This is a genomic window from Rheinheimera marina (assembly GCF_042654345.1).
Taxonomy (GTDB): Bacteria; Pseudomonadota; Gammaproteobacteria; order Enterobacterales; family Alteromonadaceae; genus Pararheinheimera; species Pararheinheimera marina.
The window spans coordinates 291,084-308,898 of record NZ_JBHSGB010000017.1; the positions used below are offsets into that span (position 1 = coordinate 291,084).

The 17,815-nt window shown below is 48.7% G+C and carries 18 protein-coding genes; 2 read left to right on the forward strand and 16 right to left on the reverse strand.

From position 1 onward, the window contains the following. Window positions 1-266: 266 nt before the first annotated feature. The 15 genes from ACFO3I_RS17660 to ACFO3I_RS17730 form a co-directional block, all read right to left on the reverse strand. On the reverse strand, window positions 267-2,300 hold the full coding sequence (locus ACFO3I_RS17660; protein ID WP_377336312.1) for a type II secretion system protein GspD: 2,034 nt from the start codon (window positions 2,298-2,300) through the stop codon (window positions 267-269). 22 nt (window positions 2,301-2,322) lie between these two features. Continuing rightward, complete coding sequence (locus ACFO3I_RS17665) at window positions 2,323-2,910, reverse strand: hypothetical protein (protein ID WP_377336314.1); 588 nt, start codon at window positions 2,908-2,910, stop codon at window positions 2,323-2,325. Further along, the gene (locus ACFO3I_RS17670) at window positions 2,907-3,467 is read right to left on the reverse strand and encodes a hypothetical protein (protein WP_377336316.1); all 561 of its coding nucleotides are present in this window, start codon (window positions 3,465-3,467) and stop codon (window positions 2,907-2,909) included. Before ACFO3I_RS17670 ends, ACFO3I_RS17665 begins: the two co-directional genes overlap by 4 nt. After that, window positions 3,467-4,570 carry a hypothetical protein gene (locus tag ACFO3I_RS17675; RefSeq protein WP_377336318.1) on the reverse strand — a complete coding sequence of 368 codons (1,104 nt, stop codon included), beginning with the start codon at window positions 4,568-4,570 and terminating at the stop codon, window positions 3,467-3,469. The genes ACFO3I_RS17670 and ACFO3I_RS17675 overlap by 1 nt, the downstream gene beginning before the upstream one ends. 13 nt (window positions 4,571-4,583) lie before the next feature. Beyond that, window positions 4,584-5,429, reverse strand: a complete 846-nt coding sequence (locus tag ACFO3I_RS17680) for a hypothetical protein (RefSeq protein ID WP_377336320.1) — start codon at window positions 5,427-5,429, stop codon at window positions 4,584-4,586. Beyond that, on the reverse strand, window positions 5,419-6,093 hold the full coding sequence (locus ACFO3I_RS17685; protein ID WP_377336322.1) for a Tfp pilus assembly protein FimT/FimU: 675 nt from the start codon (window positions 6,091-6,093) through the stop codon (window positions 5,419-5,421). The genes ACFO3I_RS17680 and ACFO3I_RS17685 overlap by 11 nt, the downstream gene beginning before the upstream one ends. After that, window positions 6,090-6,515 carry a PilW family protein gene (locus ACFO3I_RS17690; protein WP_377336324.1) on the reverse strand — a complete coding sequence of 142 codons (426 nt, stop codon included), beginning with the start codon at window positions 6,513-6,515 and terminating at the stop codon, window positions 6,090-6,092. Before ACFO3I_RS17690 ends, ACFO3I_RS17685 begins: the two co-directional genes overlap by 4 nt. Then, entirely contained in the window at window positions 6,502-6,918 is a 417-nt protein-coding gene (locus tag ACFO3I_RS17695; RefSeq protein WP_377336326.1) for a pilus assembly FimT family protein, read from the reverse strand. Before ACFO3I_RS17695 ends, ACFO3I_RS17690 begins: the two co-directional genes overlap by 14 nt. After that, complete coding sequence (locus tag ACFO3I_RS17700; RefSeq protein ID WP_377336328.1) at window positions 6,918-8,114, reverse strand: type II secretion system F family protein; 1,197 nt, start codon at window positions 8,112-8,114, stop codon at window positions 6,918-6,920. The genes ACFO3I_RS17695 and ACFO3I_RS17700 overlap by 1 nt, the downstream gene beginning before the upstream one ends. After that, on the reverse strand, window positions 8,114-9,772 hold the full coding sequence (locus ACFO3I_RS17705) for a GspE/PulE family protein (protein WP_377336330.1): 1,659 nt from the start codon (window positions 9,770-9,772) through the stop codon (window positions 8,114-8,116). The genes ACFO3I_RS17700 and ACFO3I_RS17705 overlap by 1 nt, the downstream gene beginning before the upstream one ends. Beyond that, window positions 9,769-10,170, reverse strand: coding sequence for a type II secretion system major pseudopilin GspG (gspG, locus tag ACFO3I_RS17710; RefSeq protein ID WP_377336332.1), 402 nt, complete (start codon window positions 10,168-10,170; stop codon window positions 9,769-9,771). Before gspG ends, ACFO3I_RS17705 begins: the two co-directional genes overlap by 4 nt. Before the next feature lie 99 nt (window positions 10,171-10,269). Beyond that, complete coding sequence (locus ACFO3I_RS17715) at window positions 10,270-11,151, reverse strand: glycosyltransferase (protein ID WP_377336334.1); 882 nt, start codon at window positions 11,149-11,151, stop codon at window positions 10,270-10,272. Next, window positions 11,148-12,086 carry a glycosyltransferase gene (locus tag ACFO3I_RS17720; RefSeq protein WP_377336336.1) on the reverse strand — a complete coding sequence of 313 codons (939 nt, stop codon included), beginning with the start codon at window positions 12,084-12,086 and terminating at the stop codon, window positions 11,148-11,150. Before ACFO3I_RS17720 ends, ACFO3I_RS17715 begins: the two co-directional genes overlap by 4 nt. A gap of 13 nt (window positions 12,087-12,099) precedes the next feature. Then, window positions 12,100-13,227 (reverse strand): glycosyltransferase family 4 protein, encoded by a 1,128-nt coding sequence (locus ACFO3I_RS17725; RefSeq protein WP_377336624.1) that lies wholly within the window; start codon window positions 13,225-13,227, stop codon window positions 12,100-12,102. A 32-nt stretch (window positions 13,228-13,259) separates the two neighbouring features. Continuing rightward, complete coding sequence (locus ACFO3I_RS17730; RefSeq protein WP_377336338.1) at window positions 13,260-14,261, reverse strand: hypothetical protein; 1,002 nt, start codon at window positions 14,259-14,261, stop codon at window positions 13,260-13,262. A gap of 356 nt (window positions 14,262-14,617) precedes the next feature. Between ACFO3I_RS17730 and ACFO3I_RS17735 the strand changes: the two genes are divergently transcribed. Together ACFO3I_RS17735 and ACFO3I_RS17740 are read left to right on the forward strand one after the other, a co-directional pair. Further along, on the forward strand, window positions 14,618-15,613 hold the full coding sequence (locus tag ACFO3I_RS17735) for an exopolysaccharide biosynthesis polyprenyl glycosylphosphotransferase (protein WP_377336340.1): 996 nt from the start codon (window positions 14,618-14,620) through the stop codon (window positions 15,611-15,613). Between the two features lie 168 nt (window positions 15,614-15,781). Next, the gene (locus tag ACFO3I_RS17740) at window positions 15,782-16,636 is read left to right on the forward strand and encodes a glycosyltransferase (protein WP_377336626.1); all 855 of its coding nucleotides are present in this window, start codon (window positions 15,782-15,784) and stop codon (window positions 16,634-16,636) included. A gap of 19 nt (window positions 16,637-16,655) precedes the next feature. Here ACFO3I_RS17740 and ACFO3I_RS17745 read toward each other — a convergent pair whose 3' ends face one another. Then, entirely contained in the window at window positions 16,656-17,774 is a 1,119-nt protein-coding gene (locus ACFO3I_RS17745; protein WP_377336342.1) for a glycosyltransferase, read from the reverse strand. Window positions 17,775-17,815 lie beyond the last annotated feature (41 nt).

The following is a 17,815-nucleotide window of genomic DNA, read 5'->3' on the forward strand; positions in this document are numbered from 1 at the left end:
CTGCAATATGTCAACTGCAACTTGCCTAATACCTAAAAAAAGCCGCGCTCAACGTTTAAGTAATCCGTGTCTGGCCTGCTGATTTCGCTGCACAGTACTACATTTCTCAATGAAATACTGATTTTTGCGGCTTAACTGCAGTTTCTGCTAACTGGCGGATTGTGGACCTTTACAGCTTTATGCCCCTAAGCATATGTTTTAACAATGTAAAACACTCTATGACATTATCTGGTCAGGCCTAAAAAAGCAAGCAGGCCACTGTGTCTTTATTCATCCAGGTTGATAAACTGCAAACCCTCGTTCAGCTTCTGGCGAATTTCCAGCCACTCGGTTGGCCGTTCAATCACTTTCGGGGTCACAAGTATCACCAGCTCAGTTTTATTATTGGTGCGGTTTTTGGTGCCAAATAAAGCGCCTAACACAGGAATACGATGTAAAAACGGCACGCCATCGTCGTTATTACTTTTGTTTTCGCTAATTAAACCGCCCAACACTATCGTTTGGCCACTTTCAGCCACCACTTCAGTTTTTAAGCTACGCTCAAAAATTTGCGGGTTGCCTTCCAGGGTAGCACCGCCCGCCACCTGATTGCTGTTGGATTGGTCAATGCTCATAATGACCACCCCCTGCGCATTAATGGTTGGCGTGACGCTGACATCAATACCTGTTTTGCGGTAATCCACTGAGCGGGTAGTGCCAGTCGTCGGGTCCGTGGTCGTTTTGCCGACAATCGGAATATCGGTTCCCACATTAATAGTGGCAGCAACCCCGTCTCGCACCAGGATGGTTGGCTTAGACAATACATTGACCAGACTGTTGGTTTCAAAGGCCTGCGCATTAATGGTTTTACTGCCGGATGCCCAGCCTAATACAGCCCCACCTATATCAGCAGCTCCAAAACTGGTGCTGCCGGAAAAACGGCCAGAATTAAAGGCGGCATCCACACCATATTTAAATTCGTCAGTTAAAGTCACTTCGGCAATGGTCAGTTCCAGCATGACTTGTTTGGGCATCACGTCCAGACGTTCGATCAGTGGCAGCAGCGCCTGATAGTCACTGCCAGACGTATAAAAGATTAAGGTATTTGAGCGTTCATCGACCACCATGCGGACATTTTCATTCTCCGCACTGGTACTGGTTGTTGCGCTACGGTTTTCTACTTCTGCTGTGCGTTGTTCCGTGGCATTTTGCGCCTGACTTTGCCGTGCTGTACTTTGCCCACTAATTAAGGTGGAGACACTCTGACCTAAATCAGAAGCTCGTGCATACCGTGGTGCATAAACAAAATATTGCTGTTTTGTGCCCATACTGGGCTGGTCGAGCTGTTCAGTCCAATACTGCACCCGTTTGATAAAGTCAGCGTCACTGGCAAAGACAGCAACGGCTCCAATCTGGGCTATAGGCACAAAACCAACCCTGCTGTCCCGCTCATCAGCAGACAATATGCCTTCGTTGATCAGGACGTCCTTCATCACCTTGATGTATTCTTCCGCATTTAAAAACTTCAGTTTTAAAAAGGCGATATTGCGGCCCCGGCTGCCAGGCGCGTCCAACAGTTGCAATAATTCAAGGGCACGCAGCACTTGTTGCTGCTCCCCGGTTAAAAACAGCAGCCCTTGTACAGAATCATAACCGGTCTGCACATTGGCAATCTGGCGCAACGTATCCAAAGCACTGGTATTCACCACATATTTCAGCGGCACAATTTGCTTTACATTCACCGCATTAGGCACAGTATCCGGCGTGCGGCCATAACCAACTTCGGTTAAATCTGGCGCATTGACAGGCTGCTGATAGATATAAAGCAGCTCATTCTGGCGTTTGATCACTATTTTACGCTGCAGTAACAAGGCTTCAGCCATAGTAAACAGCTTTTGCTTACTGATTTTTTCCTGAACATTCAGGCTGATAGTCGATGTCGACTCAGTCAGTCCCTCTCCCAGCACGTAGTTTGCTCCCAGGAGCTCACCGAATACATGGTGTAAAAAGTCTGCAAGAGGCATGTTTTCCGCTGCAATACTTAACTCGGGACTGGCAGAAAACCGGCTGGCCAGCGCACTGTCGCTAATAAAACGGCGGTCTGAACGCTGGATAGAACTGAGTGAATGAAATGAATTGCCCTGGGCGCCCCGCTCTTCTTGCACTGATACATCAGTCAGTCCAGAGGGCTTTGAAATTTGCTCAGCGCCACTGGTACGTAAATAGGAGCTTTGCAACTCAAAGTTCCTTTCTGCAGGCTGAATGGCACAGCCACTTAAGACTGCGCAAGCCAATAAGGATAAATAAAACGATTGCTTCATAACTAATCCGGTAAATTCGCTGTTAATTCGGTTTAGGTTGAGTGTCTGCGCTGCCAGAAAGTAAAACAGGAACAAACAGTTCGAGCCAGACCCGACGTTCTTTTTGAGTCAGCGTCAGACGTTTTGCACTGAGCTCACTTACCTGATAACCCTTGATTTCATCTCCGGCATTGAGTTCGAGGCGTTCCGCCTTAGCACCCTGTTCCGCCTGTACTGACCTGACACTCAGAACCGCTTTGTGCCGCCCACCTTGTCGCACAATAGCAGTTAAACGGTAAACATTATCGCCAATGTATAACTCTTTCAGTAAGCCTTGTTGTTGCTGCTGTTGTTCTAGACTCAGCCCTTTATCCTTGTTGTCTTCAGCTTCACGCTCTGTGACATCAGGCTGCTCTAACTGATTGATCAGTTGTTGCACCACATCGTTACTGCCTGGCTGCGGCGCGACTTTATTTATTGGTAAGACAGGCAACAAGTCTGAACGTGGGTCACGTAACTCCGGCTTACTCAGCCAGAGATCCATCAGCACCAGCGCTAAAGCTCCACCAAATACAGGTGTCAGGTAAGGCCTGAGCAGTTTTAACCAGGTTTGAAGCTTAGATTGGTTCATGACGCATCCTTCAACCTGATAGCCACGCGCAGAGAAACATCCCCCGTCACATCACCAAGTTGTTGCGCGTTTTGTCCACGAATGTTCAGACGTTGGTTCAGCAACAACAGCGATGGCAAGCTCTCTTGCTGCTGCATCTGTTGCTGCAGCTTCAGGTAGTCCTGTAACTTACCGCTGAAGCTTAAATCCAGCACCAGCGTCTGCATGTCCTGTTGCATGATGCCATCGCGCCAGGCAGACAAACTAATTTGCAGATTGTGTTGGTTGAACATTTGCTCCAACTGCTGCTGAGTATCCAGCTTGATGCGGGTCAGGTTTTCTGCCGGTGTCAGCTTCAGTTCCGCCGCTTTGACCAGAACATCCATATGTTGTTGCGCTTCACCCATTTCCGCTGAGAGAGTGAGCAGAGCCTGAGTTTTTTCTAATGCGTTCTGATTAAACGCCAGTTGCTGCCAATTCTCCTGGCGTGAGTCCCACAACGGCAGCCAGACAAAACGGGCGACTAATAAAACGAGCAGCCAGGGTAAATACGCTTTGTAAGGTTGAAGTGCTTGCATCAGTCCGCTCCTTTTAAGTCAAAACGCACTGTTGCCTGTTCTCTATCGCCCTGACGTCGCACATTCCCTTCCAGCTCAGCATTACTGACACCAGGTTGCTGCAATAACAATTGCAAAGCTTCGGTGGCCGATGGAGCTTCGATAGTGACACTCACTTGTTGCTGTTGTTGATTAACTGTAGTGATCAAGACGTTTTTTTTATACAGAGGAACCAGCACCTGCCAAAGAGCCACCATAGAATGATCACCTGGTAACACCTGCTGCAGCCGACTGAAACGATCGATTTGCTTTTGCACCTGCTCACGTTGTGTCAAAACGGCAGCTGCATCGGAATTGACCTGTTCAAGTTCAGTCTGGGTCTGCTCCACACGTACGGCCGTCCATTGTGTAATGATCAATAAATAGAGGGTTATCGCCGCCGCGACAGGCCAGATCAGACCAAACAAAGGTTGAAAAAATGAGCGGGCACCATGTTGATTAAGTCGAAGAAACCCAACGAGCTGGAACTGATGCCATCTTGATAATGCCAGAAAGAGAGTCCGGCTATGGCTGGAAGAATCGAGTTCAATCCGTTGCTCTATGGCTACGCCTTGAGACAACATAAACTGTTCGGCAGAAACCAACAATCCGCCTTGCACCGCGGAAACAGGCCCAGCCAGACTGTTCGTCAAATACACAGTTGTAGCTTTGGAAGGGCTTTGGTAACTGATAACAGTGCCTTTACTGAACGAATACGCCAACAATAACGTTTCAGGTACAACCAACCAGGCCGATGCAGGTAAGTCTGCCGTTGGTGTGAACCAAAGCACCGGTGTTTTACCGTTTACAGGTTCACCAATCCAATAAAGCTGAACAATGTTCGAGGTGTTTTGCTGGGCACGGATAAGGGTGCGCGCCGCTGAACGTTTTTCTACAGGCAACCACTGCACTTTCTCACTGTAATGGTGCCGGCTTAAAATAAGCACTTTAGGAGGGAGCGTTAGATCATTACACAGAAGTTCGCCGTTGGCACCAAAGCTCATCAGCTGCTGGTCCAGGTAACCAATCTGTTTTCTCAGCCATTGTTTTAGCGCTGAAATTATCCCTAAGGTTTTATTTGACATCACTATTTCTTTGTTATTCTAACCAGAGTAAGGGTTCTAAATCGCCCGGGCGAATGTAACAGATCAGCCGCCGTTTCGCTACAGCCCCTCCATGCTCGACCCGGATTTCCAGCCGGATACGTTGGCCTCTAATAAAAGATACCGTTTCACTGTCTTCGACTTTCACCAGATTGAGGTAACGGTCTGCGGTTAGACTTCCAGCGTCGCGCAGGCGGATTGCCTCATCCGCCACTTCGGCAGGTAACGTGGCTTTCAGCACTTCATCTGGCGCATGCAGCGGATTAAAACTGCTTTTTGGAAATACAGTGACCATCTCCTGTAACGACTTGAGTTGTTGAGGGGACAGTTCCCCGACCTGTTCCAACTCTGACAAGCTTTGCAAAAACATCGACCTGCCTGGCTGTGCACTTTGCCGATAAATCTGTGCGCTGCCACCTTGTTGCTGCTCGAGAAATGACAACAAATGACTACGTTGCACAGGGGTAAGCTGAAGATAATCCAATAACCTGAGTAATGCCGGGTCTGTAGCAGTCAACGCAACCAGGCCCTCCAGGTCCTGCAATTTTATGGTGACACCAGGTTCAGGCGTAAACAGTTTGCCATAAAAATTCCATACCGATGTCAGAGGGTTTGCTTCCACCAGAGCCGCCCCCAGCTCGCCTGAGGGCTGCGTCAGCAACGCAAACAGTATCTCGTTCTGCCAATGATTCAGCTTCAGCTGAGCGGCAGTCCTGTCTTGCATCAGACTGGCTACTTCTACTTGCTGCCGACCTGTCAGCGTAAAGTGCAATGCCAGTAACGCAAGAATGGTGCAGATAAACAGCACCTGAATGAGCGCTACACCACGTTCAGGCTTCATTCTTTTCATCCTGCACAAAACGGAGCCGGGTTCGCCCGTCCTGAAGCAGCGGAATAATCACAGGTTCATTATTTGCCCATATGATATTCACCGCTTCAGGTAACATACCGGTCACTTGAGCCTGATAAGCGGTCTGCCAGACCGGAGAGCCTTCACGAAAGCCCAAAAATTGGTCATAAGCAGCAAAGTCTTTCCAGCCATAGTAATTAAAACGAATATTTTCCGCTTCAAACAGCACCATGGATTTGTCCGCTGCCGGCAAAGGTGCTGATTTCAATAAGGGGTTCTGTTTCAGGCTGCTTTCCTGATAGGACAATTGCTGCAAGCCTGAAGCTCCCTCCTGAACAACCAGCCGGATCAAAGCAGGCCCCGACGAACTGAAGATCGGCTGATGACTGATAAACACCAGCTCATGGTTGTTGCCATGAAAAAAATAGGCGGCAGAACCACTCGTATCCCTCACCAGATAATTTGAGGCTCCCATAAGGACCTGATGCAATAGCTGTAGCTTCCTAGCCTGATTGACATCCTGCTGAAAACTGCCGAAATCGTTACGCCAGCGTTCACTGAATACGGAAAAGCTCAGGCTTCCCACCAACATGACAAACCCGAGCAATAAAGTTGCTATCAGTATTTCGATCAGGGTAAAACCGCGGTTATTCATGGCAAGCCCCAACTGAGCGCATTAAACTGATAGCGCTGCTGTTTTTCATTTTTGATTAAAGTCAGCTCTACCTGCCATAAATAGAATCGTTCGTTCTGCCGAATAAAACTATCACTTTCCAATTCATAACGCGGAGCTGGCGCGGCTCTTTTGCTGACACTGGCCCGCCAGGAAAAACGGTAACCGTTCAGAACCCCTTCCTGTTCAAGAACTTTATTGACATCTGCAGTTCTGAGCCTGAATGACACCGTCTCAGTTAATAAATCAACTAAAGCAGACGCATCCACTGCAGCACTGGCTTTCTCACTTGATACCGAAGCGGCTCTGTATACCTGACTGACCGCAGCAATCACCATAAACAAAATGGTGGCCGCAATCAGTACTTCAATCAGGGTAAAACCTTTAGGTTTACTGCGGCGCATAACTGCTGGTTAACATGGCAAGCAGGTCCAGATCCTGCTGTTGTTCTAAACGAGTGAGTTGCAATCTGACGGGCTCCGGAAAACCATTGACGTTCAGTTCAACATGTTGTGGAGTAAAAAATAGATAGCTGAATTGTTTTAGAAGGATACGCCGCCCGTCAGCGTCATAGGCATACACACCTTTACCATCAAAACTCAATTGTACAGCTTGTTGCCGGGTGTAGGCTTCAAAGCTTTGTTGTCTCAGCCAGCGCTGCAGGCTTTCCTGCTCGCTGCGGGCTCTGGCACTGTCGACCTGCTGCATGGTTAAAGGCCCAACCAGACTCATCACCAGCCCCAGCAGCATGATTACTATCATCAGTTCAATCAGTGTAAAGCCCCGGCTGCTCTTGACACTCATCATCAGATGCCATCGTTAACCGACATGATACTGAGCAGCATCACCACCACCACAGAGCCCACTATCCCGCCCATCACCAGGATCATCAGTGGCTCCAGCAAGCTGGTCATTTTTGTGGTCCAGCCGGTAAAATCGTTGCGACTGCGGCTGGCTATTTCGTCAAATACTACCCCCAACTGACCACTTTCTTCGCCAACCTCCAGCAGGGAAAGATAAAAGTCCGGATAAAGCGATGTGGCAGCCAGGGTTTCAGTCAAATTATTGCCCCGTTTGATTTTGGCTTTGGCCAGCATTACAGACTGACGTAACAGAGCATTCTTGATGGTGTTTGCGGCCAATTCTATCGCCTGGTCCAACCGTACACCGGCGTCAAGCATCAACGCCATACTGGTGTTAAAGCGGATACGTTCAATCTGCATAATGGCTGATTTAAACAGCGGAACCCGGATCAGGTACTCGTCCAGCCATTGCGACAGCAGGCCCCGGTCAGCAGCCCACTTTGCGCCGCCGGCCAGTGCCACAAGTATTAATGCCAAATACCATTGATAACTCTGCATCCATTTACTGGCGCTGATCAGCATTTGGGTATACCAAGGCAGGTTGGCATTTCCTTCAAACAAGCCAGACATTTGAGGAACTATGTAATTAAATACAAAGACAATAGCCAGCACACAAACAGAAAAAATTACGGCAGGGTAAACCATGGCCTGAGTGATTTTAGCCTGCAACTCCTTCCTGAATTTCAGATCACGCGCTAAACCAGCAAATACTTCTGCCAGCTCACCGCTGGCCTCGCCCATCCTGACGAGGCTTACATAGAGGTTATCAAAGTGCTTGTGGTGGGATAATGCGTCTGCCAGGGACTCGCCACGCTTTACTGAGTTTGATAGTTCCGTCAGCAGTTTTCCGGCGAGACTGTCCGACTTCCCCTTCGCCAGCATTGCCAAACTGCGATCAATTTTGACACCACTGCGCAACAACAAGGCTAATTCAGACGTAATAAATTCAAGTTCATTCAGGGACAACTGACTGGATTGAAACAAAGACAGGCGTTGCTGGTTTTTTCGCTCTTTCACCGACAAAGGAAATAATCCTTGTTGCTGCAAGAGCTGGTGAACCGCCTGAACAGACTCGCCTTCAATTTCACTGCTGATCAGGTGCCCGGCCTGGTCATAAGCTTTATAGTCAAACCATGCCATCAGCCAGCTACCCGGATAACTTCTTCAATGGTTGTTATTCCCTGCAAGACTTTCAACAAACCGTCTGCCATTAATGTGCGCCCGCCGCGCTGCTGATTCAGCTTACGTGCTGTCAAAGGGAAATGCTCGTCTTTGGGTAAGGATTTTACCGCTTCATCACAGCGCAGATACTCGATAATAGCCACCCGCCCTCTGTAGCCGGTATGCGAACAATGCTCACAACCTACCGCCTGTTTTAATTCTGCAACAAGCCCATGACGTGTCGCCAGCGGTTGCAACTCATACTGAGCCATTAGCGCGGTAGCATCAGAATGAGGGACTGCACAATGTGGACACAACTTTCGAACCAGGCGCTGCGCAATAATGGACACTATAGCGGCGTTGAGCAAATACTCCTCCGCGCCCAAATCCAGCAATCGGGTGTACGCACTTGGCGCGTCGTTGGTGTGTACTGTGGAGAAAACCAAATGGCCTGTCAGCGCAGACTGCATGGCAATTTGGGCCGTTTCTTTATCACGGATCTCACCAAGCATAATAATGTCAGGGTCCTGACGCACTATACTGCGTAAACCTGCAGCAAAGTCAAAACCTATAGCGGGCTGAACCTGCACTTGGTTTACCCCTTCCAGCTGGTATTCAACCGGGTCTTCCAGCGTAATAATTTTCACGCCGGGTTCGTTAATTGCATTCAAAAAGGTATACAAACTGGTGGTCTTTCCTGAACCGGTTGGCCCTGTCAGCAAAATCACACCTGAGGTCTTACGAATGTCTTCCCGGATCGCCTGCTCAATATCAGCAGAAAGACCAAGCACTTCCATGCTGTAGTTGATCGCGTCCTGCCGTAAAAAACGCATCACAATGCTTTCACCGTCATGCAACGGTAATGAAGAAACACGGATGTCCAAATCTTCATTCGCTATGCGCATTGAAATTTTGCCATCCTGCGGGCGACGCTTCTCCGCAATGTCCATGCCTGAAAGAATTTTAAGCCTGGATGCGACGGGCAACCTCATTCGCGGGGGGATCCAATCCGCTTCCTGTAATACGCCATCGATACGGAAACGCACCCGGTACCTGTTCCCTATGGGTTCAAGGTGCATATCGGAGGACCGTGCACGAAGTGCGCGGGATATCAGAGAGTTCAACAGGTTGACTGTCGGCGCTTCACCGGCAAGCTCCCGCAGCCTGTCTTCTTCAACATCGGTCAGCTCATCAAAATTGGCCACAGAGGCTGACGTCCGTTGATACAGCTGATGCAACATCTGCATCTGTTGTGGCGTCGCAATAAAACATTCCAGCTGAGATCCGGCTTCTGCCACAATCTGATTCCCCTGAACAGACAAAGGGTCTGCTACAGCCAGAATCATTTGCTGCTCTGCTTCGGACAACACAAACCAGTCGAACGGACTCAGAGCCTGATTCAGCGTAATAGCCTGTAGCTGCTCAGCCTGAATTCCACTTAAAGTCTGCTCAGATAACAAAGGGATTTGTAATAAAGCAGCATAAAACTCCGGCAGATTGTCTTCAGACAATGCGCCCATATTCACCAATAACTGCTCCAGCCGGCCACCGTACTTTTTCTGGAACGTCATCGCTTTGTCTATGTCAGAGCCGGAAATTCCAAATTGCTGCTGCAACAGCGAGATCAGTTCAGTCATTTGAATACGACGTCTGCGTCTTCACCTTCACCGCCGGCTTTTCCATCGCGGCCATAAGACATCAGTGAAAAAGGTTCATTATTCTGACCTGGTACTGCGTAAATGTAAGGATTGTTCCAAGGGTCATTCGGGATATCTTTAGGCAGGTAAGGGCCATCCCAGTTCGGTTGGCTGGATTGACGTAATTCAGAGAGAGTGGCTGGATAACTGCCAATATCCAGGCGATAAGTGTTGAGCGCAGTCGCCAGCATTTCCATCTGAACCGCGGCTACTTTAGTTTTGTTCGAGCCCACTTTGGAGAACATTTGTGGTGCAACCAACGACATCAGCAATCCCAGAATTACAATTACAATTAAAAGCTCAATCAGTGTAAAACCACGCACACGACTTAATTTCATCAGAATTCCCATCACTCTTATATTTAACGAGACGCGGCATCTTAACTCATGCAGCGGAACTCGAACAAGTTACGGCTCAGCCCCTTCAGGCTCTATTTATTATTCAGGCAGATAATGCTCTACACCACTGCGTTCAATCACCCGCTCCCACAACAGCTCATCATTAATTTTTGGCAGAACAGTACTGTTTTCAAACAAAGGTGGCCAACTTTGCAATTGGTCTAAATCGGCATATTGGACTGAATAGCGGGTCAAAAAGTTCTTTGTCCAGTCGTTCAGGTACCCCAGCACAGGTAAGCCAGCCGCAGCGTATTCCATCAGCTTGGTGGAGGTCTGAAATTTATACGGTCTCAGGTTTGGCACTGCATTCAGGCCAATGGCAGAACGCTCAAGCCAGCCAGGGATATCCTGGTGATGGACCCGGCCAGCAAACAAAATCTGCGGTTTGTCCGCAAATTGCTGCTTTAGCGCAGCCGGTGCGTCACCAACCATAGCGACACGGATATCAGGCTTGATGCTGAGTAAGCGAAACAAAATTGCCGTCAGCTGCCGTGTTTTATCCATGGAACCAATGTAAATCAGATCAAAGTCTTTGGTTTTGTCCTGCAGTTGCAGAAACTCCCGGCTGATACCCATATCCCGGGTCAGAGTTGGCACCTTGTCACGAAAACTCATCAGGCTGCGTTGGTTTTCATTCTGAAAAATTCGCAGATGAGGTAAAGGCAGCGCCTGCTTCTTTAACCAATCTTTGCAACCAGCAAGTGGCGGCAAAGATAAAGAGGCAAATTCATGCACCATAAATTGGTGAGGTAAGGGGTTGTAACGATAAAAGCCCATAAAAAACCAGACAATATCATAATGCTGCAAATTCACAGGCTCAGTCTTTATATCCATTCGATAACGTTCAGAGAAATACGATCGGTATGCATTGAGTTCTGGCAAATCGGCCCTGCCGGAATGAATAAAACATAATGTTTTCATCGTCTGTGCCCTCCTGCGAGGTACACTAATACCGGTAGATGGCGCATCAAAATATTCTTAAGTGCCACACTGAACGTATAGCGGCCTGACAATAACAACAACCGCATCGATTGCCATGACTGCGTATTTAAATACCAATAGAACTTTTGCGCTCTGCGCTGCGCTCGGTTCATAAGTGGACCATGTCGTTCAAGCAACATCTGGTAGCCTTGTTCTCGATGTTTTGACACAGAAATCCGGTCTGACGAATGGTCTTGCCATATACGGTAACTGCAGCCAGTGAGTCGCCGCCCTTCACCAAACCGCTGACTTAGCCGAATCCAACAGTCGTAATCCTGGCAAGACAAAAATGCCGGATCAAAACCTGCAATCTGCCTTAAGTAGTCTGTCCGGGTAAAAAGCTGGTTACCTACCACATTGCGCCACAATAAATCGGACGCTGTTAACTCTTCTCCCTTGCGTCCGTAACTGAAAGTCAGTGTTGGAGTCACCACCTGATAGCCCGTACACAAAAAGGCTGCTTCAGGGTGCTTTTGCCACTCCTGTACAAAGTATTGCAAGCGCCCCGGTAAAAACTCATCGTCATCGTCCAGTCCGGTAATAAAAACACCTTTGGCTGACTGAATTGCCAGATTTCTTGCCACACAGGCGCCAGAAGCACTTTCAATGCTCAGCAGACGAATACGCGGGTCCCTGCAGGCAATGGCTTCAATCTGCGTTCGGTACTGTTTATCTGAACAATCATCAACGATGATCAACTCAAACAGTTTATAACTTTGGCTGAGGCAACTTTGTACCGCCCTGTCTAACAGTTCAGGACGATTTCGGGTTGGAATATACACAGTCACCAACGGGGCTGGCACTACCGCCTGACTGACTCCAGTTTCTGTCTTAACGCAACTTTCTGCCTTTTGCAGCAATTGATTCTTTAACATAAGAGGTTCGGCACTACACATCAGCCGACTCCTTCTGCTTTGCGATACGACTATAAAGTTGATCATACTGCTGAGACACAACATTCAATGAAAAGGAGCCAAGTACTCTCTCGCGGGCTTTTTGCCCAAGCTGATTCCGCTCATCAGCGCTAAAGCAGAGCATCGTCGTTAGGGCTTTGGCAAGAAGTGAAGGACTCAGAGGGGGAATAATCAGGCCAGTATCACCGACCAGTTCTCTGCAATCACCCACATCGGTCGCGACACAAGGTAAGCCGACACTCATGGCTTCTCCCAGCGCCATTGGGAAGGCCTCACTGCGCGAAGGCAGACAAAATAAATCAAAACAGTTTAACAGCACCGGAATATCGTCACGTAACCCCAGCAACTGAACTTTGTCCGACAGGTTATGGCGTTCGAGCAGTTTCGTTAAGGCGACATTACCGGGTTCGTTGTCACGACCAACCAGGAGGCAACGCCAATTCAGTTCAGCAGGCAACAACGCCAGCGCTTCAATCAGAACGTCCTGCCCCTTGTCCGGGTGATTCCGTCCGACAGCACCGATGATTAACTGACCGTCTTTCAAACCCAATTCCCGTCTGGTTGCCTCTTTTTGTGCAGCAGGAATAGAAGACAGCGGAGCAAAACCGTTGGGGATCACAATAAATTTATTGGCGTTATAACCGTATCCAATATGATTCTGGCGAGCGACTTCAGCCACGGCCACTATGGCATCGGGCAACCAACCAGACATTGCCGCACCAGCTTTCATCACCAGCTTGGTTAAAGGCCGCCCTATAGGCAGGTTAGAACAATGGATGCCCCAAATCAGGTGCCGGACACCAGCCAGGCGGGCAGCAATCCCTCCCAATAAATCGGCGTGGTACATCCAGGTCTGGACCAAATCAGGTTTTATTTGCTTAAGCAATTTAGTCAGTTGCCATAAAGCCACAGGAAACGCCAACTTTCCGGCCATATTCAATGCGATAACCTGATACCCCTGATTACGTAGCCGAATGCCTATAGGCCCTTCGTCCTGCAGAGAGATAATAACCAGCTCATCTTTTCGCTCCGGATGGCTGGTCAGCAGCCGCTCCAGCATAATTTCCGCACCGCCTATATCCAGGCCAGTGCTGATGTGCACAACTTTCAAATCAGAACTCCATGTCACACATGTCATACCCCGGGAGCAAAGCCCATTAGTGGCTTTTGGGAATTCATGGCCAGCACTAATAAATTAAATCCGACAAATAAGGCTAAAAAGGCCATACGCCGCCATCCGGTTAATGCAAGCCCCGCCAATACCACCAGAGGAATGGCGCTTTCAAACACCCGCCCTGCGACTGGAGAGGTAAAATAGATGCAGAGGTAAAACAGCACAGCGGAGACGGCAAAGCTATAGCGCCGTAAATAATTTTGCCCTTGTAACAACATAAGCACAACCAGTAAAGACCAAAGCAAAAATGAAGCGCCTGAAGTCGTCTCATTCGCTAACTCCTGGTTCGACCCTTGCCGGGCTCCAAACAGACGCGCCAGCACCAATAACATAGCCCCAAGCGCCGAAGCATAAATAATGGTCAGTATATTCCGCAGGTCACCTGCCAGTCGCATGCGACGGTACAAATAGGTCATGGCCAAAAGCATCAGTACAAAGAAGAAGCTTGCATGAATAAAGGGGGTGAGTCCGACAATGATCAATTTTTTCCGGTGACTGTCGCTAAACCAGCCAATTAAAAAAACCGCGATGGCCAGCCCCTGCCGCAAATGGATCACAAAGTTTTTTACAATCTGTGGAAAAAACAAAAAAAGCAGTAACCACCAGATGTTTTTCGGATTGGTCCTGAGCAGGTAATAAGCCGTCACACTGGCACTGAAAAAAATAATCAGCCGCACCACGTCACGTGGCTCCAGCAACAGGCCCATAAACGAATTAAACACCAACCAGACCGGTTCATTGGTGATTAAAGCGTGCACACCATGACTTAAATGCCGTAATAAAATGACGGGCGAAAACTCGATGAATTCAAAGTAGGGCTTACGATCTGCAAAAATATCCACTGGCAATGCGGCCAGGAAGGCACCATAGCAGAGCGCAATCAACAGCAAACCGAACTTGGCTTGAGTGCTTTGATCAGCAAGATAGAAAGCCAGCGGCGAGTAATTCAACTGTCGGGACATCAAGTCAACCGTCCTTTACACAGTTGAGCCTTGCTCTGCATCATCCGTTATACGCCCTCGTTAAGCCTGGTCTGTTGTTGCAAGTTCCAGATAAATGAGACCGAATTCTATCTGAACAATGCTGCAAATCATAGTCAGTCCCCAAGTACGGACATGCTCTAGCCTCTCACTGCGCAACTTTCGTCCGAAAAATAACAGCATCCGGCAGATATGCGCAAAGATCCGTCACCTAACTGGTTAAAGCTGTTTATCAGTGGTAAAAAAGTGTTCCTTAAGTAGCCGTTCAGGTTATTCAGTGACATAATTGTGTCCTTTAAAAAGTTCACTATTTAAAACGGCATTAAGTACAGTGACCTATGCAAGAAATTGTTAATAAAATTAGCGCGGAAGACGCCGGACTTTCGGATGTAAGTGAATTACATCCAAAACCATTTATGTCACGGCGTGACACCCTGAAGCAACAGGTGATCTATGTGTATTGCCCGCCGGAACGAGAACTCGATATAGGTCTTATCGTTGAAGACTACACCTTTGATATGGTGATCAACGACTATACCCTGACAGACTTCAGTTCCAAGGTCATTTGCCATTTCGAAAGCAACAGACTGGAAAAAGATCACCGCGAGTTTTTGGTCAGGGCTATGGAGTTTGGCGCCTGGGTTGAGCCTTTGGTCAGCTACCTGGACTCACGTCTGGGCTATACCGAAGTCCGGTTGCTGCAAAGCAGTTATTTCCTGCACCAAAAGGCCTTTTCTATCTTGTCCAACGGTCGCAGCCAGTTTAATAAACGCATGTTTGATTTGATCTTAGCCTCAATGATTGCCGTGCTGACTCTGCCTATCTGCATACTGACCGCGTTATTGATCAAGCTGGAAAGTAAAGGACCGGTGATCTACAAGCAACTTCGCACCGGCCAGTACAACCGTGAATATTATGTCTATAAGTTTCGCTCGATGCGCAATGACGCAGAAAGTAACGGCGCTCAGTGGGCCAGCGAAAATGACAATCGCATCACGAAAGTCGGCAACTTCATCCGAAAAACCCGTATTGATGAACTGCCTCAGCTGCTGAATGTATTTCTGGGTGATATGTCGCTGATAGGTCCGCGGCCAGAACGTGAAGTCTTTATTGAAGAGCTGGAAAAGTCCATCGTGTATTACCGTTTTCGCCATGCGGTGAAGCCAGGTATTACCGGCTTAGCCCAAGTGCGTTACCCCTATGGGGCATCGGTTGAAGATGCCGTCTGGAAACACAAATACGATATTTTTTATATTAAACACCACTCATTCTGGCTGGATATCAGAATTTTATTCGCAACCTTAAAAGTGGTGATCTTTGGCATGGGACGCTAAGTTATGAATGTTGGTTTTATCATCACCAAATCGGAAGTTGGTGGTGCTCAGGCTTGGGTTAAGAATGTCTCAGGCTTTTGTGAAGACTCCAGACGTTTTCTCATTTCCTCAGAACAAGGCTGGCTTAACAGCTTTTTCGCAGAAGAACGCAGCCTGACCCTGAAGTCGATGGGTAAACTGTTTTTTTTGCGGGATCTCTTCAGGCTAAAGAAGTTTATCCGCCAGCATAATATTGGTTTGCTGGTCGCCAGTTCTGCCCACGCAGGCGTGATGGCGCGGTTAGTCAAACTGTTAGTTCCGGTCCAGGTTTATTACGTTTCACATGGATGGTCGTTCAACTACAACGGCGGCTTGCTGCGCTTTGCCTTTCGTAAAATTGAACAATGGCTGGCCGCCCTAACTGACAAAATCATCTGCATTTCAGGGTCGGACTATCAAATTGCGCAAGAAACGCTGAAAGTGCCGCAAGATAAGCTGGTACTGATCCCAAATAAGGTGTTCAAGCCCACCCCGTCAGGCGCAGAGCCTCAGGTCGAGAAGCCTGACAATACACCGCACCTGTTGTTTCTCGCCAGGCTGGAATCACCAAAACGTCCCGAACTGTTGAATCTGCTGAATCACTTCAGCGTTTCCATTGACGTCATCGGCCAAGGCAGCCTGAGTGGACACATCCATGCAGCCGCTAACATTCGTTTATGCGGAGAAGTCAAAAACTTTGGTAACTTTTCTGCATACGATGGGCTGGTATTACTTTCTGACAGTGAAGGCCTGCCAATGTCTGCAATAGAAGCAGCTGCCTGTGGCTTGCCGTTGTTCTTGAGCGATGTGGGTGGTTGCGAGGAACTGGTGCGTTACCAGAATGGCATGGTGACATCCAATGATCCCATTCATCTGCAGGAAAACTTCAGTTACTTCCTGAACAAACTGCCTTATTTCAGTAAACAGGCTGAACACGCCAGTAAGTATTTTGACTTAAATTCAGACCGGAAAATTTGGCAGGAACTCTTTGGCATTGCAGCCTGATTAGGCTGCAGTCGCCACTTTAACCGGCGCTGTTCAACAGCGCCAGATAATGATTCACCGACGTATTCAAATCAAAGCCTAATGCTCGCTCACGTACGTCTGTCTGTTCTTCATCGGCTAACGCCTGTAGTATTGCGTTTGACAGCGCCTTTGCATCAGCGACGGGCACTAAGGCCCCCCATCGACCGTTTTCGAGGATCTCTGCAGGGCCGCTTGGGCAATCCGTACTGACGACTCTGGTGCCACATGCCATGGCTTCGATCAACACAGTGGGTAATCCCTCCCATGCCGATGACAATACAAACAAATCTGCCTTCGCCATCCAGGCATAGGGGTTGTCGACAAAACCAGGCATCAACACAGCATCATTTAAACCCAGTGTTTGTCGTTGCGCCTCCAAAACAGGCCGCAATGGGCCTTCCCCTAAAATAGCCAGCTGTGCGCCAGTTTTTGTGTGCACAGACGCAAAGGCGGACAACAAATTCGAGAAATCTTTTTGTTCCGTCAGTCGCCCCACGGCCACCAGTTTGGCGCCCTGGCGCTGGAAGAATTCATGGCTGACGTCCTGCGCCACTTTGCTTAACAAGCTGTCGCCGACCACAGGGTTGTACACCACCTCAATAGAACTTCTTGGCAAGGCAATCGCTTCAGCCACGCTGTCAGCGACCCCTTCCGACACCGCAATCACTTTATCCGCTTTCGGATAAAGCCATTTCATCAACCGGGTCAGAACCCTGGTGGTGAGGGAGCTATCATCCCGAATAGCCCGGACCAGGTTGTTATGCTCCGCCACCAAAATCCGGCAGTTGCCGCCAGCCAGGCGTCCAGCCAGAATGGCCACCACATTTGCATGATTCAGCACCGCCAATAAGGCGACAGGTTTGGCCTGTCGTAAGTAGCTGGCCAACGGAAACAGGCAGGCTAGCGTGCGTGAGCGTCCCAAGGAGATACGGTTTACCGCTGGGTGTAAATCGGCCAGATAGACCCCATGAAGTTCAGGCATGACCAAATCGACCTGATAGCCACGACGCGCCAGTTCATTCAGCAAAGTGACGGTCACACGCTCTGCCCCACCGCCGTCTAATGAAGGGATAAAGACGGCATACCTGCGCTGTGCTACTGGTGTGATTAGACTCATTTAATTTGCTTTGCCTTTTTAATTCAGCCTTAGTTTTGCTA